23 protein-coding genes are annotated in these 21899 nt (G+C 63.8%); 19 read left to right on the top strand and 4 right to left on the bottom strand.

The genetic code is table 11. The annotated features are described in order from the left end of the window. Positions 1 to 137: 137 nt before the first annotated feature. From flhB to IGS55_RS09460, 10 genes are all read left to right on the top strand, one after another. Complete coding sequence (gene flhB, locus IGS55_RS09505; RefSeq protein WP_230517228.1) at positions 138 to 1331, top strand: flagellar biosynthesis protein FlhB; 1194 nt, start codon at positions 138 to 140, stop codon at positions 1329 to 1331. Then, positions 1328 to 3424, top strand: coding sequence for a flagellar biosynthesis protein FlhA (flhA, locus tag IGS55_RS09500; protein ID WP_329958136.1), 2097 nt, complete (start codon positions 1328 to 1330; stop codon positions 3422 to 3424). The genes flhB and flhA overlap by 4 nt, the downstream gene beginning before the upstream one ends. Before the next feature lie 357 nt (positions 3425 to 3781). Continuing rightward, a complete protein-coding gene (flhF, locus tag IGS55_RS09495; RefSeq protein WP_230517229.1) occupies positions 3782 to 5110 on the top strand; it encodes a flagellar biosynthesis protein FlhF in 1329 nt (442 codons plus the stop codon). Next, complete coding sequence (locus IGS55_RS09490) at positions 5103 to 5966, top strand: MinD/ParA family ATP-binding protein (RefSeq protein WP_230517230.1); 864 nt, start codon at positions 5103 to 5105, stop codon at positions 5964 to 5966. The genes flhF and IGS55_RS09490 overlap by 8 nt, the downstream gene beginning before the upstream one ends. 45 nt (positions 5967 to 6011) lie before the next feature. Next, positions 6012 to 6743, top strand: coding sequence for an RNA polymerase sigma factor FliA (locus IGS55_RS09485; protein ID WP_010400804.1), 732 nt, complete (start codon positions 6012 to 6014; stop codon positions 6741 to 6743). Then, on the top strand, positions 6725 to 7471 hold the full coding sequence (locus tag IGS55_RS09480) for a flagellar motor protein (RefSeq protein WP_034754098.1): 747 nt from the start codon (positions 6725 to 6727) through the stop codon (positions 7469 to 7471). Before IGS55_RS09485 ends, IGS55_RS09480 begins: the two co-directional genes overlap by 19 nt. Positions 7472 to 7476: 5 nt before the next feature. Then, on the top strand, positions 7477 to 8247 hold the full coding sequence (gene motD / locus IGS55_RS09475; protein WP_230517278.1) for a flagellar motor protein MotD: 771 nt from the start codon (positions 7477 to 7479) through the stop codon (positions 8245 to 8247). A 109-nt stretch (positions 8248 to 8356) separates the two neighbouring features. Further along, positions 8357 to 9967 carry an S-layer protein gene (locus IGS55_RS09470; RefSeq protein WP_230517231.1) on the top strand — a complete coding sequence of 537 codons (1611 nt, stop codon included), beginning with the start codon at positions 8357 to 8359 and terminating at the stop codon, positions 9965 to 9967. A gap of 105 nt (positions 9968 to 10072) precedes the next feature. Beyond that, the gene (locus IGS55_RS09465) at positions 10073 to 10435 is read left to right on the top strand and encodes a translation initiation factor Sui1 (protein ID WP_230517232.1); all 363 of its coding nucleotides are present in this window, start codon (positions 10073 to 10075) and stop codon (positions 10433 to 10435) included. Positions 10436 to 10517: 82 nt separating this feature from the next. Further along, positions 10518 to 11393 carry a hypothetical protein gene (locus tag IGS55_RS09460; RefSeq protein WP_230517233.1) on the top strand — a complete coding sequence of 292 codons (876 nt, stop codon included), beginning with the start codon at positions 10518 to 10520 and terminating at the stop codon, positions 11391 to 11393. Positions 11394 to 11507: 114 nt separating this feature from the next. Here IGS55_RS09460 and IGS55_RS09455 read toward each other — a convergent pair whose 3' ends face one another. The 4 genes from IGS55_RS09455 to flgA all read right to left on the bottom strand — a co-directional run bounded on the left by IGS55_RS09455 (position 11508) and on the right by flgA (position 14063). Then, positions 11508 to 12071 carry an FxDxF family PEP-CTERM protein gene (locus IGS55_RS09455; RefSeq protein ID WP_230517234.1) on the bottom strand — a complete coding sequence of 188 codons (564 nt, stop codon included), beginning with the start codon at positions 12069 to 12071 and terminating at the stop codon, positions 11508 to 11510. 400 nt (positions 12072 to 12471) lie between these two features. Beyond that, on the bottom strand, positions 12472 to 12939 hold the full coding sequence (locus IGS55_RS09450) for a flagella synthesis protein FlgN (RefSeq protein WP_128142199.1): 468 nt from the start codon (positions 12937 to 12939) through the stop codon (positions 12472 to 12474). An 8-nt stretch (positions 12940 to 12947) separates the two neighbouring features. Next, on the bottom strand, positions 12948 to 13256 hold the full coding sequence (gene flgM, locus IGS55_RS09445) for a flagellar biosynthesis anti-sigma factor FlgM (protein WP_034787161.1): 309 nt from the start codon (positions 13254 to 13256) through the stop codon (positions 12948 to 12950). 111 nt (positions 13257 to 13367) lie between these two features. Beyond that, entirely contained in the window at positions 13368 to 14063 is a 696-nt protein-coding gene (flgA, locus tag IGS55_RS09440; protein ID WP_230517235.1) for a flagellar basal body P-ring formation chaperone FlgA, read from the bottom strand. A 191-nt stretch (positions 14064 to 14254) separates the two neighbouring features. Here flgA and flgB point away from each other — a divergent pair, with 191 nt between their 5' ends. From flgB to flgJ, 9 genes are all read left to right on the top strand, one after another. Next, positions 14255 to 14707, top strand: a complete 453-nt coding sequence (flgB, locus tag IGS55_RS09435) for a flagellar basal body rod protein FlgB (protein ID WP_034754084.1) — start codon at positions 14255 to 14257, stop codon at positions 14705 to 14707. Between the two features lie 2 nt (positions 14708 to 14709). Continuing rightward, positions 14710 to 15111: a flagellar basal body rod protein FlgC gene (flgC, locus tag IGS55_RS09430; protein ID WP_034754081.1), complete on the top strand. Its 402-nt coding sequence runs from the start codon at positions 14710 to 14712 to the stop codon at positions 15109 to 15111. Positions 15112 to 15126: 15 nt separating this feature from the next. After that, the gene (locus tag IGS55_RS09425) at positions 15127 to 15825 is read left to right on the top strand and encodes a flagellar hook assembly protein FlgD (protein ID WP_230517236.1); all 699 of its coding nucleotides are present in this window, start codon (positions 15127 to 15129) and stop codon (positions 15823 to 15825) included. Positions 15826 to 15879: 54 nt separating this feature from the next. Then, positions 15880 to 17427, top strand: a complete 1548-nt coding sequence (locus tag IGS55_RS09420; protein WP_034754076.1) for a flagellar hook protein FlgE — start codon at positions 15880 to 15882, stop codon at positions 17425 to 17427. Between the two features lie 75 nt (positions 17428 to 17502). Next, positions 17503 to 18246, top strand: a complete 744-nt coding sequence (locus IGS55_RS09415; protein WP_034787153.1) for a flagellar basal body rod protein FlgF — start codon at positions 17503 to 17505, stop codon at positions 18244 to 18246. Positions 18247 to 18318: 72 nt separating this feature from the next. Beyond that, the gene (flgG, locus tag IGS55_RS09410; protein ID WP_034754070.1) at positions 18319 to 19101 is read left to right on the top strand and encodes a flagellar basal-body rod protein FlgG; all 783 of its coding nucleotides are present in this window, start codon (positions 18319 to 18321) and stop codon (positions 19099 to 19101) included. Between the two features lie 50 nt (positions 19102 to 19151). Continuing rightward, the gene (locus tag IGS55_RS09405; RefSeq protein WP_072455384.1) at positions 19152 to 19802 is read left to right on the top strand and encodes a flagellar basal body L-ring protein FlgH; all 651 of its coding nucleotides are present in this window, start codon (positions 19152 to 19154) and stop codon (positions 19800 to 19802) included. Positions 19803 to 19804: 2 nt separating this feature from the next. Then, positions 19805 to 20920 (top strand): flagellar basal body P-ring protein FlgI, encoded by a 1116-nt coding sequence (locus tag IGS55_RS09400; RefSeq protein ID WP_230517237.1) that lies wholly within the window; start codon positions 19805 to 19807, stop codon positions 20918 to 20920. Between the two features lie 10 nt (positions 20921 to 20930). Further along, positions 20931 to 21857: a flagellar assembly peptidoglycan hydrolase FlgJ gene (flgJ, locus tag IGS55_RS09395; protein WP_230517238.1), complete on the top strand. Its 927-nt coding sequence runs from the start codon at positions 20931 to 20933 to the stop codon at positions 21855 to 21857. Positions 21858 to 21899 lie beyond the last annotated feature (42 nt).

The raw sequence follows: 21899 nt of genomic DNA, 5'->3' as shown, positions 1-21899 counted from the left end.
TTTAGTATAGGCAAGGGAAAAGGAGGGCAATTGCCCCCCTTTTCCCTTGATGGCGTTGTGTTGATTGAACCGATAATGCTCCATGCCCAGTCCGTATTGCGCCTAGCCAGGCCGCAGGACTTCACCGGAGTTGATTGATGTCGGAAGACAGCGACGCAGAAAAGACCGAAGCCGCGTCACCGAAGCGCCTCGAGCAGGCGCGTGAGGAAGGCGACGTTCCGCGATCGCGTGAAGTGGCCACGTTTACGGTGTTGATGGCGTCCGGCTGCTGCCTGTGGTTTGCCGGCGACGCCATCGTGCGGCGGCTGACGGCCGTCATGGTTTCCGGGCTGACCCTGGACCGGGAGCAGATACTCAATCCCGACGCGATGATGTTGCGCATCGGCTACGACGTGGGCTCGGTCTTGCTGACCTGCCTGCCGTACGCCGCGGCCATCATGCTCGTCGCCCTGGCCTCGCCCGTGCTGGTGGGCGGCTGGCTGTTCAGCTCCAAGGCGTTTACCCCCAATTTTGGCAAGCTCAACCCGATTCGCGGCCTGGGCAATATGTTTTCGAAGAATGCGCTGGTGGAGTTGCTCAAGGCCATCGCCAAGACTCTCGTCGTCGGCGTCGTCGCCTGGATGGTGATGCAGCATCAAAAGGACGCCGTGCTGGGCCTGTCGGTGGAATCGCTGCGCGCCGGTTCGGCCCATCTGATCAGCTTGCTGATCACGGCCTTTTTGCTGATCGTCGGCGCGCTCGGCCTGATCGCCGCCATCGACGGTCCGTACCAGATGTGGCACTACGCCAACAAGATGAAAATGTCCTTGCAGGAAGTCAAGCAAGAGGCGAAGGAGTCGGACGGCAATCCGCAGATCAAGGCGAAGATCCGCCAGATGCAGCATGAAATGTCGCGCCGCCGCATGATGGCCGACGTGCCGACGGCCGACGTGGTGGTAACCAATCCTACCCATTACGCGGTGGCATTGAAGTATGGCGAGAATTCGCGCGGCGCGCCGCAGGTGGTGGCCAAGGGCATCGATGAGGTGGCGGCGAAGATCCGCGAACTGGCCGGAGAACACAAGGTCGCCATCCTGGAAGCGCCGGCCCTGGCGCGCGCGCTGTACAAGCACACGGACATCGGCGACGAGATTCCCGAGGCGCTGTATGGCGCCGTGGCCGAAGTGCTGGCCTATGTGTTCCAGCTGCGCAGTTACGGCAGCGGCCATGGCGAGCGCCCCGACAAGCCGAAAAAACTCGATGTGCCGCCCGAGCTCGACCCTCTCGACCCCGCGTCGCAGACCAGACCCGCGGCAGACGCGGCAGACAAGAATAAAGGAAGCACACCATGAACGGCCTGACCATGCCAGCCTGGCTCAGCGGATTGAAAGGCAACGCCAGCAAGGGCCTCGCCGCGCCGATCATCATCATCATGCTGCTGGCGATGATGGTGCTGCCGCTGCCCGCCTTCATCCTCGACATCTTTTTCAGCTTCAATATCGCGCTATCGATCATCGTGCTGCTGACGGCGCTGTACACGGTCAAGCCGCTCGACTTCATGGCGTTCCCGACCATCCTGCTCGTGTCGACCATGCTGCGCCTGTCGCTGAACGTGGCGTCCACGCGCGTGGTGCTGACGGAAGGCCATACGGGCGCCGACGCGGCCGGCAAGGTGATTGAGGCGTTCGGTCACTTCCTGATCGGCGGCAACTACACGGTCGGTATCGTGGTCTTCATTATTTTGACGATCATCAACTTTACCGTCGTGACCAAGGGCGCGGGCCGTATCGCCGAGGTGGGCGCCCGCTTCGCGCTGGATGCCATGCCTGGTAAACAGATGGCCATCGACGCCGACCTGAACGCCGGCCTGATCGGCGAAGACGAAGCGCGCCGCCGCCGCACGGAAGTGGCGCAGGAAGCGGAATTCTATGGCGCCATGGACGGTGCCAGCAAATACGTGCGCGGCGACGCCATCGCCGGCATCTTGGTGACCGTCATCAATATCGTCGGCGGCTTGCTGGTGGGCTTGCTGCAGCATGACATGGGTTTTGCCGACGCGCTCAAGAACTACACCTTGCTGGCCATCGGTGACGGCCTGGTGGCGCAGATTCCTTCGCTGATCATTTCCACGGCGGCCGGTATCGTCGTCTCGCGCGTGGCCAGCGAACAGGACATCGGCACCCAGCTGGTGGGCCAGCTGTTTGCCAAACCGCAAGTGCTGTACATTACCGCCGGCATCATCGGCGGCATGGGCCTGATCCCCGGCATGCCGAACATGGTTTTCCTGCTGCTGGCCGCGCTGCTGGCCGGTTCCGCCTATTTGATCAGCAAGAAGCGCACGCAGGAAAGAGAAGCGGCCGAAAAGCCGGCCGAAGCGCCGCCAGCCACGGTGGCGCCCGAGCAGGAAGAAGCCAGCTGGCAAGACATCATGCCCGTCGACACCCTGGGCCTGGAAGTCGGCTACCGCTTGATTCCCCTGGTCGACAAGACGCAGGGCGGCGAATTGCTCAAGCGCATCAAGGGCATCCGCAAGAAATTTGCCCAGGAAGTGGGTTTCCTGGCGCCGCCCGTGCATATCCGCGACAATCTGGAATTGAAGCCGTCCGCCTACCGCATCACCTTGAAGGGCGTGGAAGTGGGCGTGGGCGAAGCGTTCAACGGCCAGTTCCTGGCCATCAATCCCGGCATGGCCAGCGGCACCTTGCCGGGCCTGGCCACGAGCGACCCCGCGTTCGGCCTGCCCGCCACGTGGATCGACGCCAGCCTGCGCGACCAGGCGCAATCGATGGGCTACACGGTCGTCGATGCGGGCACCGTGGTGGCCACGCACTTGAATCATCTGATCACCTCGCATGCGTCCGAGCTGCTGGGCCGCGCGGAAGTGCAGTCGCTGCTCGACCACCTGGGCAAGGATGCGCCGCGCCTGGTGGAAGACCTGGTGCCGAAGATGCTGTCGCTGTCGGCCCTGCAAAAAGTGCTGCAGAACCTGCTGGCCGAGGGTGTGCACATCCGCGACATGCGCACCATCATCGAAACCTTGGCCGAGTACACGGTCAGCACGCAAGACCCGAATGAGCTGACGGCGCTGGTGCGCGTGTCCCTGGGCCGCGCCATCGTGCAGCAACTGTTCCCCGGTGCGGCCGAGCTGTCCGTGATGACGCTCGACAGCCGCCTGGAGCGCCTGCTGATGCAGGCGATGGGCAATGGCGGTGACGGCGCCGGCATCGAGCCGGGCCTGGCCGACACCATCGCCCACCAGGCGGGCCTGGCTGCCCAGCAGCAGGAAGCGCTGGGCCTGACGCCGGTGCTGCTGGTGCCGGCGCCGCTGCGCGCCCTGCTGTCGCGCTTCCTGCGCCGCGCCTTGCCGCAACTCAAAGTGCTGTCGCATGCGGAAGTGCCGGAAACCAAGACGATCCGCGTCACGGCGCTGGTGGGTGCGCAGTAGTGGGCATAGTTAATGCCGGGGTCAGACCCTCAACACCGCCAACATGAAGGTCATCGCCAACGTGCGAGGGGGACTCGGCGTCCCCGTCTGACCCCAGATGTCGTTAGCGTTAGTGGGGGGGGGGGGCTGACCCCAGCCCTTGCTTTTGGTCAAATAAACATCAATTTCCTCCCGGCAAACTGAATAACGGGTACTTTCCCGTCCTGTTCCTTCGATCATTTCCTCCAAGCATCGCTAATAATGGAAACTGTCCGAGTGATCTGTGTCCATGTGGAAGACAGCACTCAAGCAACAGGAGTCGATGATGGTCACACAGTTCAGCCAATATTGCGCCACCCCCGTCTTGGGAGGCCGGTCATGAATGTGAAGAAATTTACGGGCGCCTCGTCGCGCGATGCGCTGCGCAAGGTGCGCGAAGCGCTGGGCCCCGACGCCGTGATCCTGTCGAACCGCCAGGCCGATGGCGTGGTGGAAATCCTCGCGCTGGCCAATGACGATGCCGCTTCGCTCGCCTCGCCGCCGGCAGCGTCCGAAATGGCTCAGCCCCGTCCCCAGTTGCAGACCCAGTTCGCCACGCCGCAGCGTCCGGCCGCTCCGGCCCAGCGCCCGGCCGCGCCACGTCCTGCCGCACCGCGCCAGGCTGCTTCCGAGCCAGTGGACATGGCCCGCATGCAGCAGATGATGGCCAGCGCGCTGGCGCACGTCAAAGAAAATGCCGCCGCCGAGATGAGCGGCATGATGAATGAAATCCGCGCCATGCGCGGCATGATGGAAACTCAGCTGGCGGAAATTTCGTGGGGGTCGACGCAGCAGCGCGAGCCGCAAAAAGCCGTCGTGCTGCGCGAAATGCTGGCCGCCGGCTTTTCCGCCAGCCTGGCGCGCTACCTGATCGACAAGCTTCCCGCCGGCCTCGACGGTGCGCAAAGCATGCGCTGGATCAAGACTGTCCTCAGCCGCAACCTGAACACGGTGGCCAATGAAGACGCCATGCTCGAGCAGGGCGGCGTGTTCGCCCTGGTGGGCCCGACCGGTGTCGGCAAGACCACCAGCACGGCCAAGCTGGCGGCCCGCTGCGTGATGCGCCACGGCCCGGAAAAGCTGGCCCTGATCACCACGGACGCCTACCGTATCGGCGCGCACGAACAGCTGCGCATCTACGGCAAGATCCTCGGCGTGATGGTGCATTCCGTGAAGGATGAAGCGGACTTGCGCATCGCGCTGAAAGAATTGAAGAACAAGCACACGGTGCTGATCGATACGGTGGGCGTGAGCCAGCGCGACCAGATGGTGACGGAGCAGGTGGCCATGCTGTCGGGCGCCGGCGCCGACGTGAAACGCCTGCTGTGCCTCAATTCCACGGCAACCCAGGAAACCCTCAACGAAGTGGTGCGCGCCTATCAGGGCAGCGGCCTGGCCGGCTGCATCATGACCAAGCTCGATGAAGCGGCCTCGATCGGCAACGTGCTCGACGTGGTGATCCGCCAGAAGCTGAACCTGTTCTATGTGTCGAACGGCCAGCGCGTGCCGGAAGACCTATACCTGGCCGACCGCGGCTACCTGATCGATCGCGCCTTCAAGCTCAAGCGCGATGCGGCGGCCACGCAGTTTTCCGATGCCGAACTGCCGCTGCTGATGGCGCAGGCGGCCGCCCGCAACAATGAAGCGCGCGGGGTGCGCCTTGGCTAATTTCGATTTCGACCAGGCCGAAGGCCTGCGCCGCATGCTGGCCGGCCCGCAGCCGCGCGTCATGACGTTCCTGTCGGCCACGCCGCAGGACGACAAGGGCGCCATGCTGGTCAACCTGGGCGCTTCGCTTGTTTACGGCGGCAATGACGTGCTGCTGCTCGACGCCAGCGGCGGCGGCGATGGCGTCGCTGCGCGCCTGGGACTGGCGCACGGCGCCAGCCTGCGCGACGTGGCGCGCCAGCAGTGCGGCTTGAACCAGGTCATCCACCAGGTGCCGCAAGGCTTCGGCGTGGCCAGCCTGGGTGCGCGCAACCACTTGATGGACAGCATGGACTATGCGGGCGAGGACGAGCTGCGCCGCCTGGGCAAGACGTTCGAGGTGCTGGCGCGCCGGAGCGGCATCGTGCTGGTCGACGGCGTCGTGGCAGACGAGGGCGCCTGCTTCCCCGTGCCCTTGATGGCGTCGTCCGATATCGTCGTGCAAGTGTCGACCAGCGCCACCTCGATCAAGGCGGCGTACTGCCTGATCAAGCGCCTGAGCCAGGAACTGGGACGCCGTCCCTTCGGCATTCTCGTCACCGGCGCTTCCGAATCCGAGGCAAAAGTGGTATACGATAATATGGCACAGGCGGCGAGCCGTTACCTGGCCGTGAAGCTGACGTCGATGGGCTCGGTGCCTGCCGATGAGTATCTGCACCGCGCGGCGCGCCTGGGCCGCAGCGTGGTCGATGCGTTTCCGCTGGCCGGCGCCTCGGTGGCGTTTCGCGGACTGGCCGAGCGGCTGGCCCGTTCGGCGGCGCCGGTGCTCGGCGGCACCTTGTACCAGACGGGGAGCCCGCACCAGTTCAGCGCCTGAAGCCAACGGTAGCACCAGATAAGATGAGAAAACAATAAGCAGCCTATGTACACGGTCAAAGGGAAATCGAACAAGGACTATTTGCTGACGGAGCACATTCCGCTGGTAAAGCGTCTGGCGCACCATATGAAGGCGAAATTGCCGCCTTCGGTCGAGGTCGATGACCTGATCCAGGCCGGCATGATCGGCCTGCTCGATGCCATTAGCCGCTATGAAGAAACGCATGGCGCGCAGTTCGAGACGTATGCCGTGCTGCGCATCCGCGGCGCCATGCTCGACGAATTGCGCACCAGCGACTGGCTGCCGCGCAGCATGCGCCAGAACATGCGCAAGATCGAAGAGGCGATGAGCACCTTGCAGCAGCGCCTCGGCCATCCGCCGACGGAGTCGGAAGTGGCGAAACTGCTCAAGATGTCGCTGGCCGACTACCAGGAAATGCTGGGCGACGGCGGCGGCCACCAGCTCGTGTACTACGAAGACTTTCATGACCCGGACGGCAATGACAGCTTCCTCGACCGCCATTGCGTGGACGAGGACAGCGACCCCTTGCGTTCCCTGCTCGATACCGATTTCCGGCAATCCGTGATCGATGCCATCGACGCGCTGCCACCACGCGAGAAAATACTCATGGGCCTGTATTACGAAGAAGAGCTGAACCTGAAGGAGATCGGCGCGGTGATGGGCGTATCCGAATCGCGCGTCTCGCAGCTGCATACCCAGGCCGTCGCGCGCCTGCGCGCAACCTTGAGGGAGCAGGCGTGGACTGGTCCAGCGTAATCGGGCTGGCGCTGGCGCTGGCGGGCCTGTTGGTCGGCCAGGCACTGGAAGGCGGCAAGATGGCCTCCCTGCTGCAGCCGGCCGCCTTTGCCATCGTGGTCATCGGCACCTTCGGCGCCGTGCTGCTGCAAACGCGGCTGCGCACTTTCGTGCGCGGTCTGGAAATGCTGCGCTGGGTCTTCCTGCCGCCAGCCGATACGCGCGCCGCGCTGGCGCGCGATATCGGGCAATGGAGTTTGACGGCGCGCCGCGACGGCCCGCTGGCACTCGAGCGCCTGATGGAAAACACGGCCGACCGCTTCAACGCCAAGGGCTTGCGGATGATTGTCGACGGCATCGCGCCCGACAAGCTGCGCCAGCTGCTCGACGTGGAAATCTCCGCCTACGAAATGGCCGAGCGCCAGGCCGTCAAGGTATGGGAGTCGGCGGCCGGCTATTCGCCCACCATCGGCATCCTGGGCGCCGTGCTGGGCCTGATACACGTGATGGAAAACCTCACCGATCCAAGTAAATTAGGCAGCGGCATCGCCGTGGCCTTCGTCTCCACCATCTACGGCGTGGGCCTGGCCAACCTGCTGTTCCTGCCGGTGGCGAATAAACTCAAGGCCATCGTCTCGCGCCGCGTGCTGCAGTACGAAATCACGGCCGCCGTGCTGTACGACATCGCCACGGGCGACCATACGCGCATCATCGAAGAGCGCGTGTCCAGCCTGCTGCACGAGCACTGACCATGATGCGGCGCGCGCGCAGGAAGTATGACGAGGAACCGGACAACCAGGACCGCTGGCTGATCTCGTACGCCGACTTCATCACCCTGCTGTTCGCCTTCTTTGTCGTGATGTACGCCATTTCGCAGGTCAACGAGGGTAAATACCGCGTCTTCCAGAACGCCATCGGCCAGGCCTTCAGCCTGGAAAAGGGCGCGCCGCCCATCATCATGGAAGCGCCGCAAGCCATTCCTTTGCCGAACCCCGCCCTGAAACGCCGCACGGAAGCCATCCGCCGCGAGCGCGAACACATGACGCGCCTGGCGCAGGACTTGACGTCGACCCTGGCGCCGCTGGTCAAGGAAGGCAAGGTGCGGGTCACGCAGACGAGCCGCGGCGTGAGCGTGGAAATCAATGCCAGCGTGCTGTTCGACCCGGGCGCGGCGCGCCTGACGGTGGAGTCGGACCAGGCCCTGCGCGCCGTCGCCGTGCTGCTCAAGGACGATACGCACGACGTGCAGGTGGAAGGGCATACGGACGTGCAGCCGATCAGCAATTCGACCTTTGCCTCGAACTGGGAATTGTCGGCCGCGCGCGCCAGCGCCGTGGTGCGCCTGTTCATCGCCAGCGGCGTCAAGGCGTCGCGCCTGACGGCCGTCGGCCACGCTGACAACATCCCCGTGGCACCCAACGAAACGGCGGAAGGGCGCGCGCGCAACCGCCGGGTCGCCGTGACGATCCTCTCGGGCATCCCGGAAACGGTGACGGAAGTGCCGACGGCGCCGCCGGCCAGCTAGGACGGGCTGTCGCGCCGGCGCCAGCCCGGCAGGGCATCGGGCATGTCATTCGCTGGTCATACTGGAATGCTAGGCTGTCGCCCTTCTTTTCAGCTTCCAGGTCCATCCCATGTCTTATTCCAGAACGTTGCCTGCTTCGGCCATCGCCATCGTGTTGAGTGTCGCCGCGTGCGGCGGCGACAGCAACCCGGGCGGCAGCGCGCCACCGCTTCCCGCCGGCCGCTGGATCGCCGGCGACCTGCACACCCATACCACGCAATCGGCCGACGCCGACGTCAGCCAGACCTTGGACAAGGTGCTGGCCAAGGCCTTTACCACGTATGGCCTCGACTGGATGGCGCTGTCCAACCATTTGCGCGTCTCCACGCGCGATGCACTGGGCGCGCCGCTGGCGACGCCCATTCCCATGTCCATCGGCGCCGAGCGTTACGAGGTGCCACGCGTGCAGGCGCTGCAGGCGGGTGGCACCTACGCCGACAAACTGATCTTTTCCGGCTTCGAGTGGGACATGCCGACCCACGATCACGTCGGCATCGGCCTGTTCGAGGGCGTGGACAAGCTCAGCGCCAGCACCCGGGGCATGAAAGAGTTCGAATACCTGTTCACCACGCGCGACGCGGCCATGTTCGACGCTGCCGATGTAGTTGCATGGAAAGCAAAATACGGCGATACCCGCTACAACAAGACGGCTGCCGATGCCTTGCAAGCCATCAACTGGCTCAAGCAGAATTATCCCGAGACCAGCTACGCCGTCATCAACCATCCGTCGCGCAACAAGGGCAGTTACAGCATCGCCGACTTGCGCGCCTTTAACGATGCGGCTCCCAACATCATGTTCGCCATCGAAGGCATGGTCGGCAACCAGATGGAGCCGGACCGCGGCGGCTACACGGCAGCCTATACGGACGACAATGCGTTGCTGCGCGTATATGGGGGCGTCGACTACGTGGTGGCCAAGCTGGGCGGACCATGGGATGCGCTGCTCGGCGAGGGGCGCCGCATCTGGAACCTGACGGATTCGGATACCCACTTCAAGATCGTCGGCGGCAACAGCAGCGGCTATTTCCCGGGCGAGTATGCGAAGAACTATGTGTTCAACGGTGCGCAGGGCGCGCCGCTGGCGAAGGACTTGCTGGCGGGCTTACGTTCGGGCAAGATGTTTTCCACCTATGGCGACCTGATCAACGCGCTGGACTTCAACCTGGCCAGCAAGGATGACCGCAAGGAGATGGGCGGGGAGCTGAAAGTCGGTAACGGCGACACCGTCACCATTACCATCCGCTTCAAGAGCCCGGCCAAAAACAACTACGAAAAGCCTGTCGACAGCGGCTTGGCCGCCAGCGTCAAGCCCGTTGTCGATCATGTCGACCTGATCGTCGGCGATGTCGGCGCGAAGGCGGCGGCAGGCACGCCAGCCTACAACGTTGCCAGCAATGCCAGCACGCGGGTACTCAAGCGCTTCACCAGCGCGGATTGGAAACTCGGGGCTGACGGTTACTACAGCGTGAGCTACCGGACCACAGCGGCGAAGAACCAGTATTTCCGTCTGCGCGGCACCAATCTGGGGACCGATGTTGCCGGCCTGACGCTGGGTGGCGAACCGCTGGCCGACCAGCGCACGGGCACGACGGACAGTACCCAGCGTTTCAATGACATCAACGACCGCAATTACCGCAGCCTGTGGTTCTATTCGAATCCTGTGTTCGTTACTTTGCGTTAATAGCGTAGTCGGCCGCGCGTCGCCGGACGGTGCGGGATCCCGCTTGATCCAGCACCCGTTCCCGCTTGGTACAATCGCGGCCTTCTTTCTTTTATTTTTTCCATCATGAAAAGCAGCTCCCAGGGCGGTCTCGTCTATTCCACCGAAACGGGCCGCATGTGTCCCGCCTGCCGCCAGCCGCTGGCGCAATGCGCGTGCAAGGCACAAGCGAAGGCGGCGCCCGCTGGCGATGGCGTGGTGCGCGTCTCGCGCCAGACCAAGGGCCGCGGCGGCAAGAGCGTCACCGTCGTGAAGGGCTTGGCGCTGGACGCCATCGCGCTGGCCCTGCTGGGCAAGCAGCTGCGCACGCAGTGCGGCTCGGGCGGTACGGTCAAGGATGGCGTGATCGAAGTGCAGGGCGACCATGTCGACACCATCGTTGCCGCGCTGGCCAGGCTGGGCCACCAGCCGAAAAAGGCCGGCGGCTAGCCGGGGCGCGTGCCTGCGGAGGCGTGCGGCCCGCTGCCGCGCGCCTGTGGTAACGTGCATTTCCTTTTATGCGCCACCTCCTATGAATAACAAACTGACCGGCGTCGCCATCGCCGCTGCCATCGCGGCGGTGCTGGCGGTCGTATACTGGCCCGCGCCCGACGGCGGCGCACCGGACGCTGCCGCCACTGCCGCCACTGCCGCCACTGCCGCCGCCAGCGCGCCGCCGGGGCGCAGCCTGGCATCGTATTTGAATATCGATGCCACCCCGGCCGCCGATGCCGCGCCCGTTGTCGTGTCCCTGGCGCAGCGGCTCGAACGCCTGAGTTCCAGCGGCAAGCCGGAAGACGCGTATGCGGCCTATAACCTGATCGACGACTGCATCGTCTTCCAGCGCGAAAGCCGCTTGCCGGGCATGGAATTCGAGTTGGGACGCGAGATGACGGCGGAAGAAAAAGCCGCCCAGCAGCAGTTGTGCGCGGGCATGACGCAGCGCCAGCGCGAGGATCGCCTCGGCTACTTGGCCACTGCCGCGCAAGGCGGCGTGCCGGGCGCGGCTACCCTGTTCCTGTCGGAAGGCCCGTTCGGTGACCGCAGCGCGCTGCGCAACCGTCCCGACGATCCGTTGGTGCAGGCCTGGAAGCGGCAAGCGATCGCCCAGCTGACGGCACAGGCGGACGCGGCGGAACTGACCAGCGTGTCGACCCTGATGATGGCTTACCTGCGCGATGGCGACGTGGTGCGGAAGGACGCGCCGCAAGCGTATGGCTACCTGCTGGCCCTGCGCATGGTCTACGACGACATCCTCACGCCAGGCACGACGAATCCTTACCAGGATGAATACTGGCACTGGCTGCGTAACGAGCTGACGCCCGAGCAGCAGGCCGCCGCCCTCACCAAGGCGAATGGCATCGCCGCGAAATTCCGCCAGCATACGGGCCGGCCCGCGCACGGTTGAGTGCGTAGACCAGCCCCGGCATCTGGCCCGTGCATAAGCCAGTCCGTGCATGGAACCACCGCGCCTGCCGCGTGTCTGCCGGCGACGGCAGCGCTTGCAGGCGCCCGATGCCGGTCAGGCAGCCGTTTTGCGGCGCCGTATGCTATACCCGATCAGGCCCAGTCCCGCCAGCAGCATGCCATAGGTTTCCGGTTCCGGCACGGCCGTGGTGATGGAAATGTCCAGCACGGAATCACGCACGCCGGTGCCGCTTGCCACCAGGGTGTAGGTGCCTGGTCCCAGCAGGCCGTCGAAAGTCGAATGGGCAAACGAACCCAGCACGCCGGTGAAGGTATCCGATTGCACCAGGTTATTGCTGGAGTCGAACAAGTCAATGTTGACGCCAGTCAGGCGGGGACCGAAATCGTTGGCGCCCGTGACCAGCCAAGCCGCGTTGCCCGTGAACGATTGCACGCCGGCGCCGACCGTAAACGTGGTCGTTTGCAGCAGCGAGCCGTGCTCCGTCGTGAAGGTGTCGACGAACAAGGTGTCTTGCGCCAGCAGCGGCGTGGCCACCACGGCGGTCGATACGAGGTGGTTGTAGAACACGGATTGCGTTTCGGCCTGCGCGACCGGTGCCAGCAGGGTGCAGCCGAGCAGCAGCGCCGCGCCAGCCTTGCTTACTGAGAGAGAGTTCATATCATGCTCCTATGTACTTGCGATTGAGGTGGTGTGCGTCATGGCGCAGCGCAAAAGCGCAGGCTGGGGCGTGAAATGGATCAGCTATGCCTGCGGGAACGATGTTCGTGTCGGCGAGGAAAGTCCCACCTGGAGATGTACGGCGTACGCCAGGAATTAGCATATAGTCATCACCTGTCTCAAGTTTGAGCATGCTCAAACGTGCGGCGTCGAAAAGGCGTTGTGTTGTTTCTGCGTGCGCTGTTGTGGAGGGAATGCGGACGCGCTGGCACCGCCGCAGTCTCCCTGGAGGGAGCGGCACGGCGATGATGTTTTCGATGGCGGTCGTATGGGTGCCGCTGCTTGAGACGGCGTCAGGCGTGCAGCAATGGCTTCTTGCTGGGGTGAAACGGGAAGACGCTTAGCCGATCACGACGCGCCGGCTGGCCGGGTTCGTCATCGGTTGACCGCTGGGGCCGTAGAAATTGCCGCTTTGGGCCGTGGGGCGCATGGCGTTCAGGGCGCCTTGCGTGTGCAGCATGTGCTTGTTGACCAGCAGGCTGTTCAGCCGGTTCTGTTCCTTCGCTTCGCGCGTCGTCTCGAGCAGGGCTTTCCACAGGGGCGCCGCCTCGGCTTCGCTGGCGCCGACCAGCCAGTCTTCCATGCCCGCTTCGGCGGCTGTAAAACCTGCTGCCGCCAGCGCCTGGTGGCGTTGCGCCGCCAATTGGCTCAATTGTCCTACGAGTGCCGTCTTGCGCACCGTGAGCTCCGTGATCGCATCGATGTCAGCCGCAACCAGATGCCGCTGTTCTTCTTTCATCAATGCCAGCAATGTGGTCATGAGCTGTTGCTCGTCGCGCAGGCTGGAAAACGGAGTCACTGATTGCATGAGGGAACCTATCTATTTCGTGAGTGCAGCAAGTCCTTGACTGTGTCGAGGAGACCGTCCGCCACTTTTTCAGAGTTGACCTGGAACTGGCCGTCGGCGATCGCCAGCTTGATGCGTTCGACTTTTTTCGTGTCGAACACGGCGCCGCTGCCGGCAGTCGCACTGGCCGCTAATGCCTGTCCTTGCGGCGACAGGCGTACATTGTCCGACGTTGTCGGTGTTGCCTGGGCTTTCTCGGCATTCCGGGCGCCGGAGGTACTCGCGGGCGCCACCGGCAGGCCGGGATTGCTTTTAATGGTGTTATCGGTAATTTTCACAGCGTGATCCTCGTCTGGTCGAAGTCAAAAAACTCCGGGATATGTGTCATTATCGGCACCTTCTTCCGAAACTTTAGTGCGCCAGACCACAATATCGCTGTCCATCCGGGTTTAAAAGGCGACCTCCACCAAGCCGCCCGCGCGCGCCACGCCGCTGATCTGCTGGCCGCTCTGCGTGCGCACCTGCACCGTCTGGCCATCGCCGGCGCTGCCGATGGCGCGTCCATCTGATGCTACTTGGAAACCGTTGCCACTGGAAACGACACGTACCAGCTGGCCCTGCATCACCACCGGCTTGCGGCGCAGGGTGTCGAGGCGCATCGGTGTGCCTGGCGGCAAGGAAATATTCGTGCTGGCGCCCACCACCTGGGCCATGTCCGTGGCGATACCTGCCGGCAATGCGGCCAGATCGCCCTGCATCGTCACCAGCTGGCTGGCGTCGATGGCTTGTCCTTGCGCCAGCGGCACGGCGCTGGCCACGTAGTCGCCGACGACGGCCACGTTCGCCTGCAGATAGATAGTCCAGCTGGAGGGCGCCGTGCAGCGCACGCCGACGGTGGTCTTGCCCCAGGCGCGGGCGCCCGGCGCCATGAACGCTTGCGGCGCGGGGCAGGCGGCCAGGTTCAGGCGCGGATCGACGGCGCCGACGGTGACCGTCACCTTGCCCGGCAAGCCATTGCTTTGCACTTGCAGGAACTGTTCCACGCTGTTGCGCAGCGCTTCCGGCGTCTGCCGGCCGGCGTTTTGCGCCTGCGCCAGCAGGGGCAGAGCGGCGAGAGCGAAGAGGAGAGCAAGCGGTGTTTTCATGGTGATAGGCCTCTGGAATACTGCCATGATAGTGCGCGCCGCCCCGTTCGAAGCGACGATTAGGGGGTAAAAGTACGGTCTGATCCGGCGATGGTCTTGCTGGTGAGCACCGTACTATGTTTCCTGTCATTACTATACCGCCATCCTTCCGCCATCTCGGGCGCCAGTGGCAGATCTTTCCGGAGCCTGACATGATAGGGAAACTCGACGATTACATGCGCTTCAACGAGACGGCGCTGAGCCTGCGCTCGACGCGCCAGGAATTGCTCGCCTCGAATATCGCCAATGCCGACACGCCCAACTACAAGGCGCGCGATGTCGATTTCGCCGCCGCCCTGAAGGGCGCGATGGCGCGCAAGGATGGCGTGCCGCCGGCCCTGAAGGGCACGGCGCCGCAGCATATGCCGGGCAAGGGCGTGGCCGCGGCTGCGGGCGCGGCCGGTGGCGGCAAGGTCGAGACCCTGGCCGACGGCACGCCGCTGCTGTACCGCGCGCCTGCCCAGGGTGCCGTCGATGGCAATACGGTCGACATGGACCTCGAGCGCAATGCCTTTGCCGACAACGCCATCCGCTACGAGGCGGCCGTGACGTTCCTCAACTCGCAGATCAAGGGCATGCTGACGGCCATCCAGGGAGGACAATAATCATGTCGCTATTTAATATCTTCAATGTTTCCGGTTCGGCCATGAGCGCCCAGGCGCAGCGCCTGAACACGGTGGCCAGCAACCTGGCCAATGCCGACAGCGCCACCAGCGCCACGGGCGAAGCCTACCGCGCCAAGCAGGTCGTGTTCGAAGCCGTGCCCATGGCCAACGGCGCCACGGCCGTCAAGGTGCAGAAGGTGATCGAAGACCCGTCGCCGATGAAGCTGGTCTACGACCCGAAGAACCCGCTGGCCGACGAGAAGGGCTACGTCACCATGCCCAACGTGAATACGGTCGACGAGATGGTCAACATGCTGTCGGCTTCGCGTTCGTACCAGACCAACGTGGAAACCATGAACGCGGCCAAGTCGCTGCTCCTGAAAACCCTCACCATCGGCCAATAAGGCTGACTGACCATTATGGCAACCATCGATACCAGCACCGCCACCGTCACCGACCTGATGGCGACAATGAATCCGAAGAAGAACACGGCCGCGAAAGGCAGCGTCGAGGAAGAAACGAACAAATTCCTCACCCTGCTGGTGACCCAGCTGCAAAACCAGGATCCGATGAACCCGCTGGACAATGCGCAGCTGACCAGCCAGCTGGCCCAGCTGTCCACGGTGACGGGCGTCAACAAGCTCAATACCACCCTGGAAACGCTCAAGACCAGCTACCAGCAAGCCGAATCCATGCAGGCGGCCAATATCATCGGCCACGGCGTGTTGACGGCAGGCAAGAACATCACCTTGAGCAAGAGCGCGGCCCTGCTGGGCGTGGACCTGGCGACGCCGGCCGACAGCGTCAAGGTCATCATCTACAACAGTACCGGCAAGGAAGTCCATTCCATCGACCTGGGCCCGCAGGACGCCGGTACCTTGCCGCTGGGCTGGAACGGCTCCACGGCCGAGCTCGACAAGGACGGCAAGAACATCGTGCTGCCTGACGGCGCCTACACCTTCTCGGTGGAAGCCAAGCGGGGCGGCGCCAAGCTGACCGACGCGGCGGCGCTGATGTTCGGCTCGGTCGCCAGCGTGTCGACGGGCGCGGGCGGCGTGAAATTGAACGTGCCAGGCGTGGGCAGTATCACCATGGCCGATGTGAAGCAGATTTTGTAAGCCGCTCATTTGTAGCGTAGACCCTCTACCCCTAATTTCTACCAGGAGAACACAATGTCTTTCCAACAAGGCCTGAGCGGCTTGAATGGCGCCGCCAAATCGCTGGACGTCATCGGCAACAATATCGCCAACTCGGCCACCGTGGGTTTCAAGCAATCGCAGGCGCAGTTCGCCGACATCTATGCCAACTCGCTGTATGGCGTTGGCGGCAACCAGCCCGGTATCGGCGTATCCGTGTCGCAAGTGGCGCAGCTGTTCAACCAGGGTAACCTGGAGAGCTCGTCCAATCCGCTCGACATCGCCATCAATGGCGGCGGTTTCTTCCGCACCAGCGTGAACGGCGCCATCCAGTATTCGCGCAACGGCCAGTTCCAGGTCGACAAAAGCGGCTTCATCATCAATGCGCAGAAAGCCCAGCTGACCGGCTATCCGGCCGATGCGAACGGCAAGATCCTGGCCGGCGCCACCGTGCCGCTGCAGATCGACCCGTCCGACATGGCGCCGCAGGCGACCACCAAGGTCGATACCCAGGTCAACCTCGATTCCAACTCGGCCATGCCGACCGTGGTGCCGTTCAGCGTGGGCGAGCAAAAATCGTGGACCAAGCAATTCCCCGTGCCCGTCTTCGATTCGCTGGGCAATGCGCACACCATGTCCAATTTCTACGTCAAGACGGGCACCAATACGTGGGATGTCTACACGGCCACTGACGGCAAGGAAATCACCAGCGCGAAAGTGGCGTCCGCGGCGCAGACCGATGCCGCCTCGCTGGCTGCGCGCGCCGCCTACCAGGCCGCCGTCACGGCCGTGCCGCTGGTACCGGCCAATATCACGGCCGCCGCCGTCGCCTACGGCAACGCGGCCGGCGCCGCCGTGCGCACCGCCGCCGCGGCGGCCGGCGCCAGCCCCGCCCAGCTGGCCGCCATCAGCGCCACGTTTGGCAGCGCCGTGCCCAATGGTGTCAATTCCAGCCTGACGCCAGACCAGATCGATACCAATATCTCCTCGGTGACGGAGGTGCCCGCCGTGAAGTCGGCTTCGCTGGTGTTCAACAGCGTCGGCAGCCTGGACAAGGCCGCCATGCTGGGCCTGACGCCGCCGCAAACCTTGCCGGTGACGGTGAATCTGCCCGTCTTCCCCGCCACGGGCGCGAACGCGAACCTGGCGATCAAGGTCGACTTCACCAATTCCACCCAGCTCAGCTCGTCCACCAGCGAAAAGCGCACCGTGGCCGATGGCTACGCTGCCGGCCAGCTGAGCCGTTTCGTCGTGGGTTCCGATGGCGTGATCCAGGGCCAGTACAACAATGGCAAGACGCGCGACCTGGGCCAGGTGGTGCTGACCAACTTTTCCAATCCGAATGGCCTCGAACCGCTGGGTAACAATGCCTGGGCGGAAAGCTCGACCTCGGGCAGCCCCATGACGGGCGAGCCGAGCTCGGGCAACCTGGGCGACTTGCGCGCCTCGGCCGTGGAAGTGTCGAACGTGGACTTGACGGCGGAACTGGTCAACATGATCACGGCCCAGCGCGCCTACCAGGCGAATGCGCAGACCATCAAGACGCAGGACTCGGTCCTGCAGACCCTCGTCAACCTGCGTTAATAGTACCGGGGTCAGACCCGCCGGGTCTGACCCCAGCTTTCTGCCTTGGGTTGAAGGCAACAGGAGAAATAAAAAATGGACCGTCTCATCTACACCGCCGGCTCGGGCGCCAAGCATATCCTCGACAAGCAGGCGACCACGGCGAATAACCTGGCGAACGCTACCAGCACGGGTTTCCGTGCCCAGCTCGACTCGTTCCGCGCCGTGCCCGTGGTGGCCGACGGCATGATGCCGACGCGCGCCTTTGTCGTCGATTCGACGGTCGGTTCCGATTTCACGCAAGGTCCCATGCAGCACACGGGCCGCGCGCTCGACGTGGCCGTGGAAAACGGCGGCTGGATCGCGGTGCAGTCGGCCGACGGTTCCGAAGCCTACACGCGCAACGGCGCCTTGAAGCTCAATGAAAACGGCATGCTGCAAACGCAGTCGGGCCTGATGGTGCAGGGCGATACGGGGCCCATGGCCATTCCGCCCGGCGTGACGGTGGCCATTGCCAGCGACGGTACGGTGGGCACGATTTCCACGGACGTGCCGCCCGGGCCGTCGACGGTGCTGGGGCGCATCAAGCTGGTCAACCCGCCCGAGCAGCAACTGGTGCGCGGCGACGACGGCCTGTTCCGCCTGAAGGATGGCACGGTGGCGCAGGCCGACCAGGCCGTCAAGCTGACCACCGGCGCGCTCGAGGGCAGCAATGTCAGCCCCGTCGACTCCATGGTCAGCATGATTGCCCTGGCGCGCCAGTTCGAAACGCAAATGAGCTTGTTGAAGAATGCCGAGAATAACGCGGCGAAAGCCACCCAGATCCTCGCTTTGAATTGATGGGGGCCACCGCATAATGGTCACATAGAAATAGTCTACAGAGCTGACTGGCGCTGTTATTGGAGAAAAATCATGATTCGTTCCCTTTGGATTGCCAAAACCGGCCTGGAAGCGCAGCAGACGCAGATGGACGTGATCGCCAATAACCTGGCCAACGTCAGCACCACGGGCTTCAAGAAGTCGCGCGCCGTGTTTGAAGACTTGCTGTATCAAAATGTGCGCCAGCCGGGCGCGCAATCGTCGCAGCAGACCCAGCTGCCATCGGGTTTGCAGATCGGCACGGGCGTACGCACCGTGGCTACCGAACGCATCCATACGCAGGGCAATCCCCAGGCATCGGGCAATTCGCGCGACGTGATGGTCAACGGCACGGGCTTTTTCCAGGTGCTGATGCCGGACGGCGCCACCGCCTACACGCGCGACGGCTCGTTCCAGACAGACGCCAATGGCCAGCTCGTCACTTCCGAAGGTTTCGTCATCCAGCCCGCCATCACCGTGCCGACCAATGCGCTGAGCCTGACCGTGGCGCGCGACGGCACCGTTTCCGTCACCTTGCCCGACACCGTGGCGCCATCGCAGATCGGCTCGCTGCAACTGACCACCTTCGTCAATCCGGCCGGCCTGGAATCGAAGGGCGAGAACCTGTACATGGAAACGGGCGCCTCGGGCGTGGCGCAAACCAATACCCCGGGCACCAACGGCGCCGGCGTGCTGATGCAGGGCTATATCGAGACGTCGAACGTCAACGTGGCCGAGGAAATGGTCAACATGATCCAGACGCAGCGCGCCTACGAGATCAACAGCAAGGCCATCACCACATCCGATCAAATGCTGCAGAAATTGTCGCAACTTTAATTTTCATAGTCGTCATGCCATCCGCCGCCGGATGGCAGCGGAGGTTCGCCATGCAATACCCCATCATCGCTTTGTTGTCCGCAGTCCTGCTGTCCGGCTGCGCCATCACGCCCACGTCCATCGTGCAATATCCGACCACCACGCGCGCGCCGATGCCGGAACCCGTGGTCGTCAACAATGGCTCCATCTACCAGCCGTCGACCTACCGTCCCGCCTTCGAAGACCGCCGCGCGCGCCACGTGGGCGATACCATGACGATCGCCATCACCGAGCGCACGAATGCCGTCAAGGCGGGCGCCAGTTCCGGCAACAAGTCGGGCAGCGTGGGCTTCAGCACGCCGGGCATGCTGCAGGGCCGCCTGGGCGGCACCGTCTCGGCGAATGGCGCGACGAAATTTGCCGATGGCGACAACCAGTCCGCCAGCAACACGTTTTCCGGCGTGATCGGTGTGACGGTGATTGAAGTGCTGCCGAACGGCAATCTGATCGTCGCCGGCGAAAAACAGATCGCGATGAACAAGGGCACGGAATTCATCCGCTTCTCGGGCATGGTCAATCCGGACACCATCGGCACGGGCAACGTCGTGCCATCGACCCAGGTGGCCGACGCGCGTGTCGAATACCGCACCAACAGCCAGATCGACCGTGCTGAAATGGCGTCGATGGCGTCGCGCTTCTTCCTCAGCCTGCTGCCGTTCTGATCATGGTCACGTTTACTTTCCCCCGCTTTTTAGTCATCTGCGGCCTGGCCGCTTCCCTGCTGGCGCCCGTGGCGCAGGCCGAGCGTATCAAGGACCTGGCCAGCATCGCCGGCGTGCGCCAGAATCAGCTGATGGGCTATGGTCTCGTCGTCGGCCTTGACGGCAGCGGCGACCAGACCACGCAAACTCCATTTACCATCCAGAGCGTGGCGGCGATGCTGCAGCAGCAAGGCATCAACTTGCCGCAAGGCACCAGTTTGCAGCTGAAAAACGTGGCCGCCGTGATGGTGACGACGGCCTTGCCCGCGTTTGCCCAGCCGGGCCAGCTGCTCGACGTGACGGTATCGTCGATGGGCAATGCGAAAAGCTTGCGCGGCGGCACTTTATTGATGACCCCATTGAAGGGCGCCGATGGCCAGGTGTACGGCATGGCGCAGGGGAACGTGCTGGTGGGCGGCGTGGGCGCGCAGGCGGCCGGCAGCTCCGTTGTCATCAATCACCTGAGCGTGGGACGCATCTCGGGCGGCGCGACCGTCGAGCGCACCGTGCCTTCGGCGCTGGGCGCCAACAACACGATACGCCTGGAATTGAACGCCACCGATTTCGCCACCGCCAGCCGCGTGGTCGATGCCATCAACAGCCGCTACGGCGCCGGCACGGCCGCCGCGCTCGATGGCCGCGTGATCCAGGTGCAGTCGCCGGGCGGCAGCGACCAGCGCGTGTCCTTCCTGGGCCAGCTGGAAAGCATCGAAGTCAATCCGGCGCGCCTGGCGGCCAAGGTCATCATGAATGCGCGTACCGGTTCCGTCGTGATGAACCAGTCCGTGACCCTGGAAACGTGCGCCATTTCGCACGGCAACCTGTCCGTCACCATCAATGTCGAGCCGCAAGTGAGCCAGCCGGCTCCCTTGTCGGGCGGGCGCACGGTGGTCACGCAGACGGCGCAGATCGATATCAAGAAGGAACCGGGCAAGGTCATGCTGGTCAAGGGCGGCGCCTCGCTGTCCGAGGTGGTGAAAGCCCTGAACGCCATCGGCGCCTCGCCGCAAGACTTGCTGGCCATCCTGCAGGCGATGAAGGCGGCCGGTTCGCTGCGCGCCGAACTTGAAATCATTTGATGGATACGCCATGATCAGCCAAACCGACCTCAGCAATACCGCCGCCTACGACGTCAAGGGCATGGATGGCTTGCGCCAGTCCGCCAAGGCGAAGGACCCCGCCGCCCTGAAAGAGGCGGCCACGCAATTCGAAGCCATGTTCATCAATATGATGATGAAAAGCATGCGCGAAGCGACGCCGCAGGACGGCATCATGGATAGCCAGCAAAGCAAGATGTACACCTCGATGCTGGACCAGCAGACGAGCCAGAACCTGGCCAAGCGCGGCACGGGCCTGGCGGACGTGCTGATCCGCCAGCTGTCGTCGTCGAACCAGGCGCTGGCCGCCGATGGCGCCGAAGCGCCGTCGCCGCGCTCGTCGAGCATGGCGCAGGCGCTGGCCGCGTTCCGCCAGCAGCAGGGCGCCCTCACCGAGGGCGCAGCCAGCGCCACCGGTACCGGCAAGACCCTGAGCGACAAGGCCAACGCCACGCAGGCGCCGCACGTGCGCGCCTTCCAGGAAAAGCTCGGCGTGCATGCGGAAGAAGCGAGCCGCGCCACCGGCATCCCGGCCAAGTTCATGCTGGGCCAGGCGGCGCTGGAAACGGGCTGGGGCAAGCGTGAAATCATCAGCCGCGACGGCAGCAGCAGCCACAACCTGTTCGGCATCAAGGCCACGGGCGACTGGAAGGGCAAGGTCACGGAAGCCGTCACCACGGAATATGTGAATGGCAAGGCGCAGCGCAAGGTGGAAAAATTCCGCGCCTATGACAGCTATGCGGACAGCTTCAAGGATTATGCGCAGTTGATTACCAACAACAAGCGCTACGAGAAAGTGCTGGCCAGCGCGGGCGACGCCAGCACGTTCGCCCAGGGCTTGCAAAAGGCCGGCTACGCGACGGACCCGAATTACGCTGCCAAATTGACAAAGATCATCAAGAATTCGCTGGTCGGTTAGCAACCCGCCGTGCTCCCTTGCAGGCCGCGCGCTTCAAGTTTT

This window comes from Janthinobacterium sp. EB271-G4-3-2 (assembly GCF_020858035.1).
Lineage (GTDB): Bacteria > Pseudomonadota > Gammaproteobacteria > Burkholderiales > Burkholderiaceae_D > Janthinobacterium > Janthinobacterium aestuarii.
Note: the sequence above shows the minus strand (reverse complement) of the source record. Positions and strands in the feature narration are given on the sequence as shown.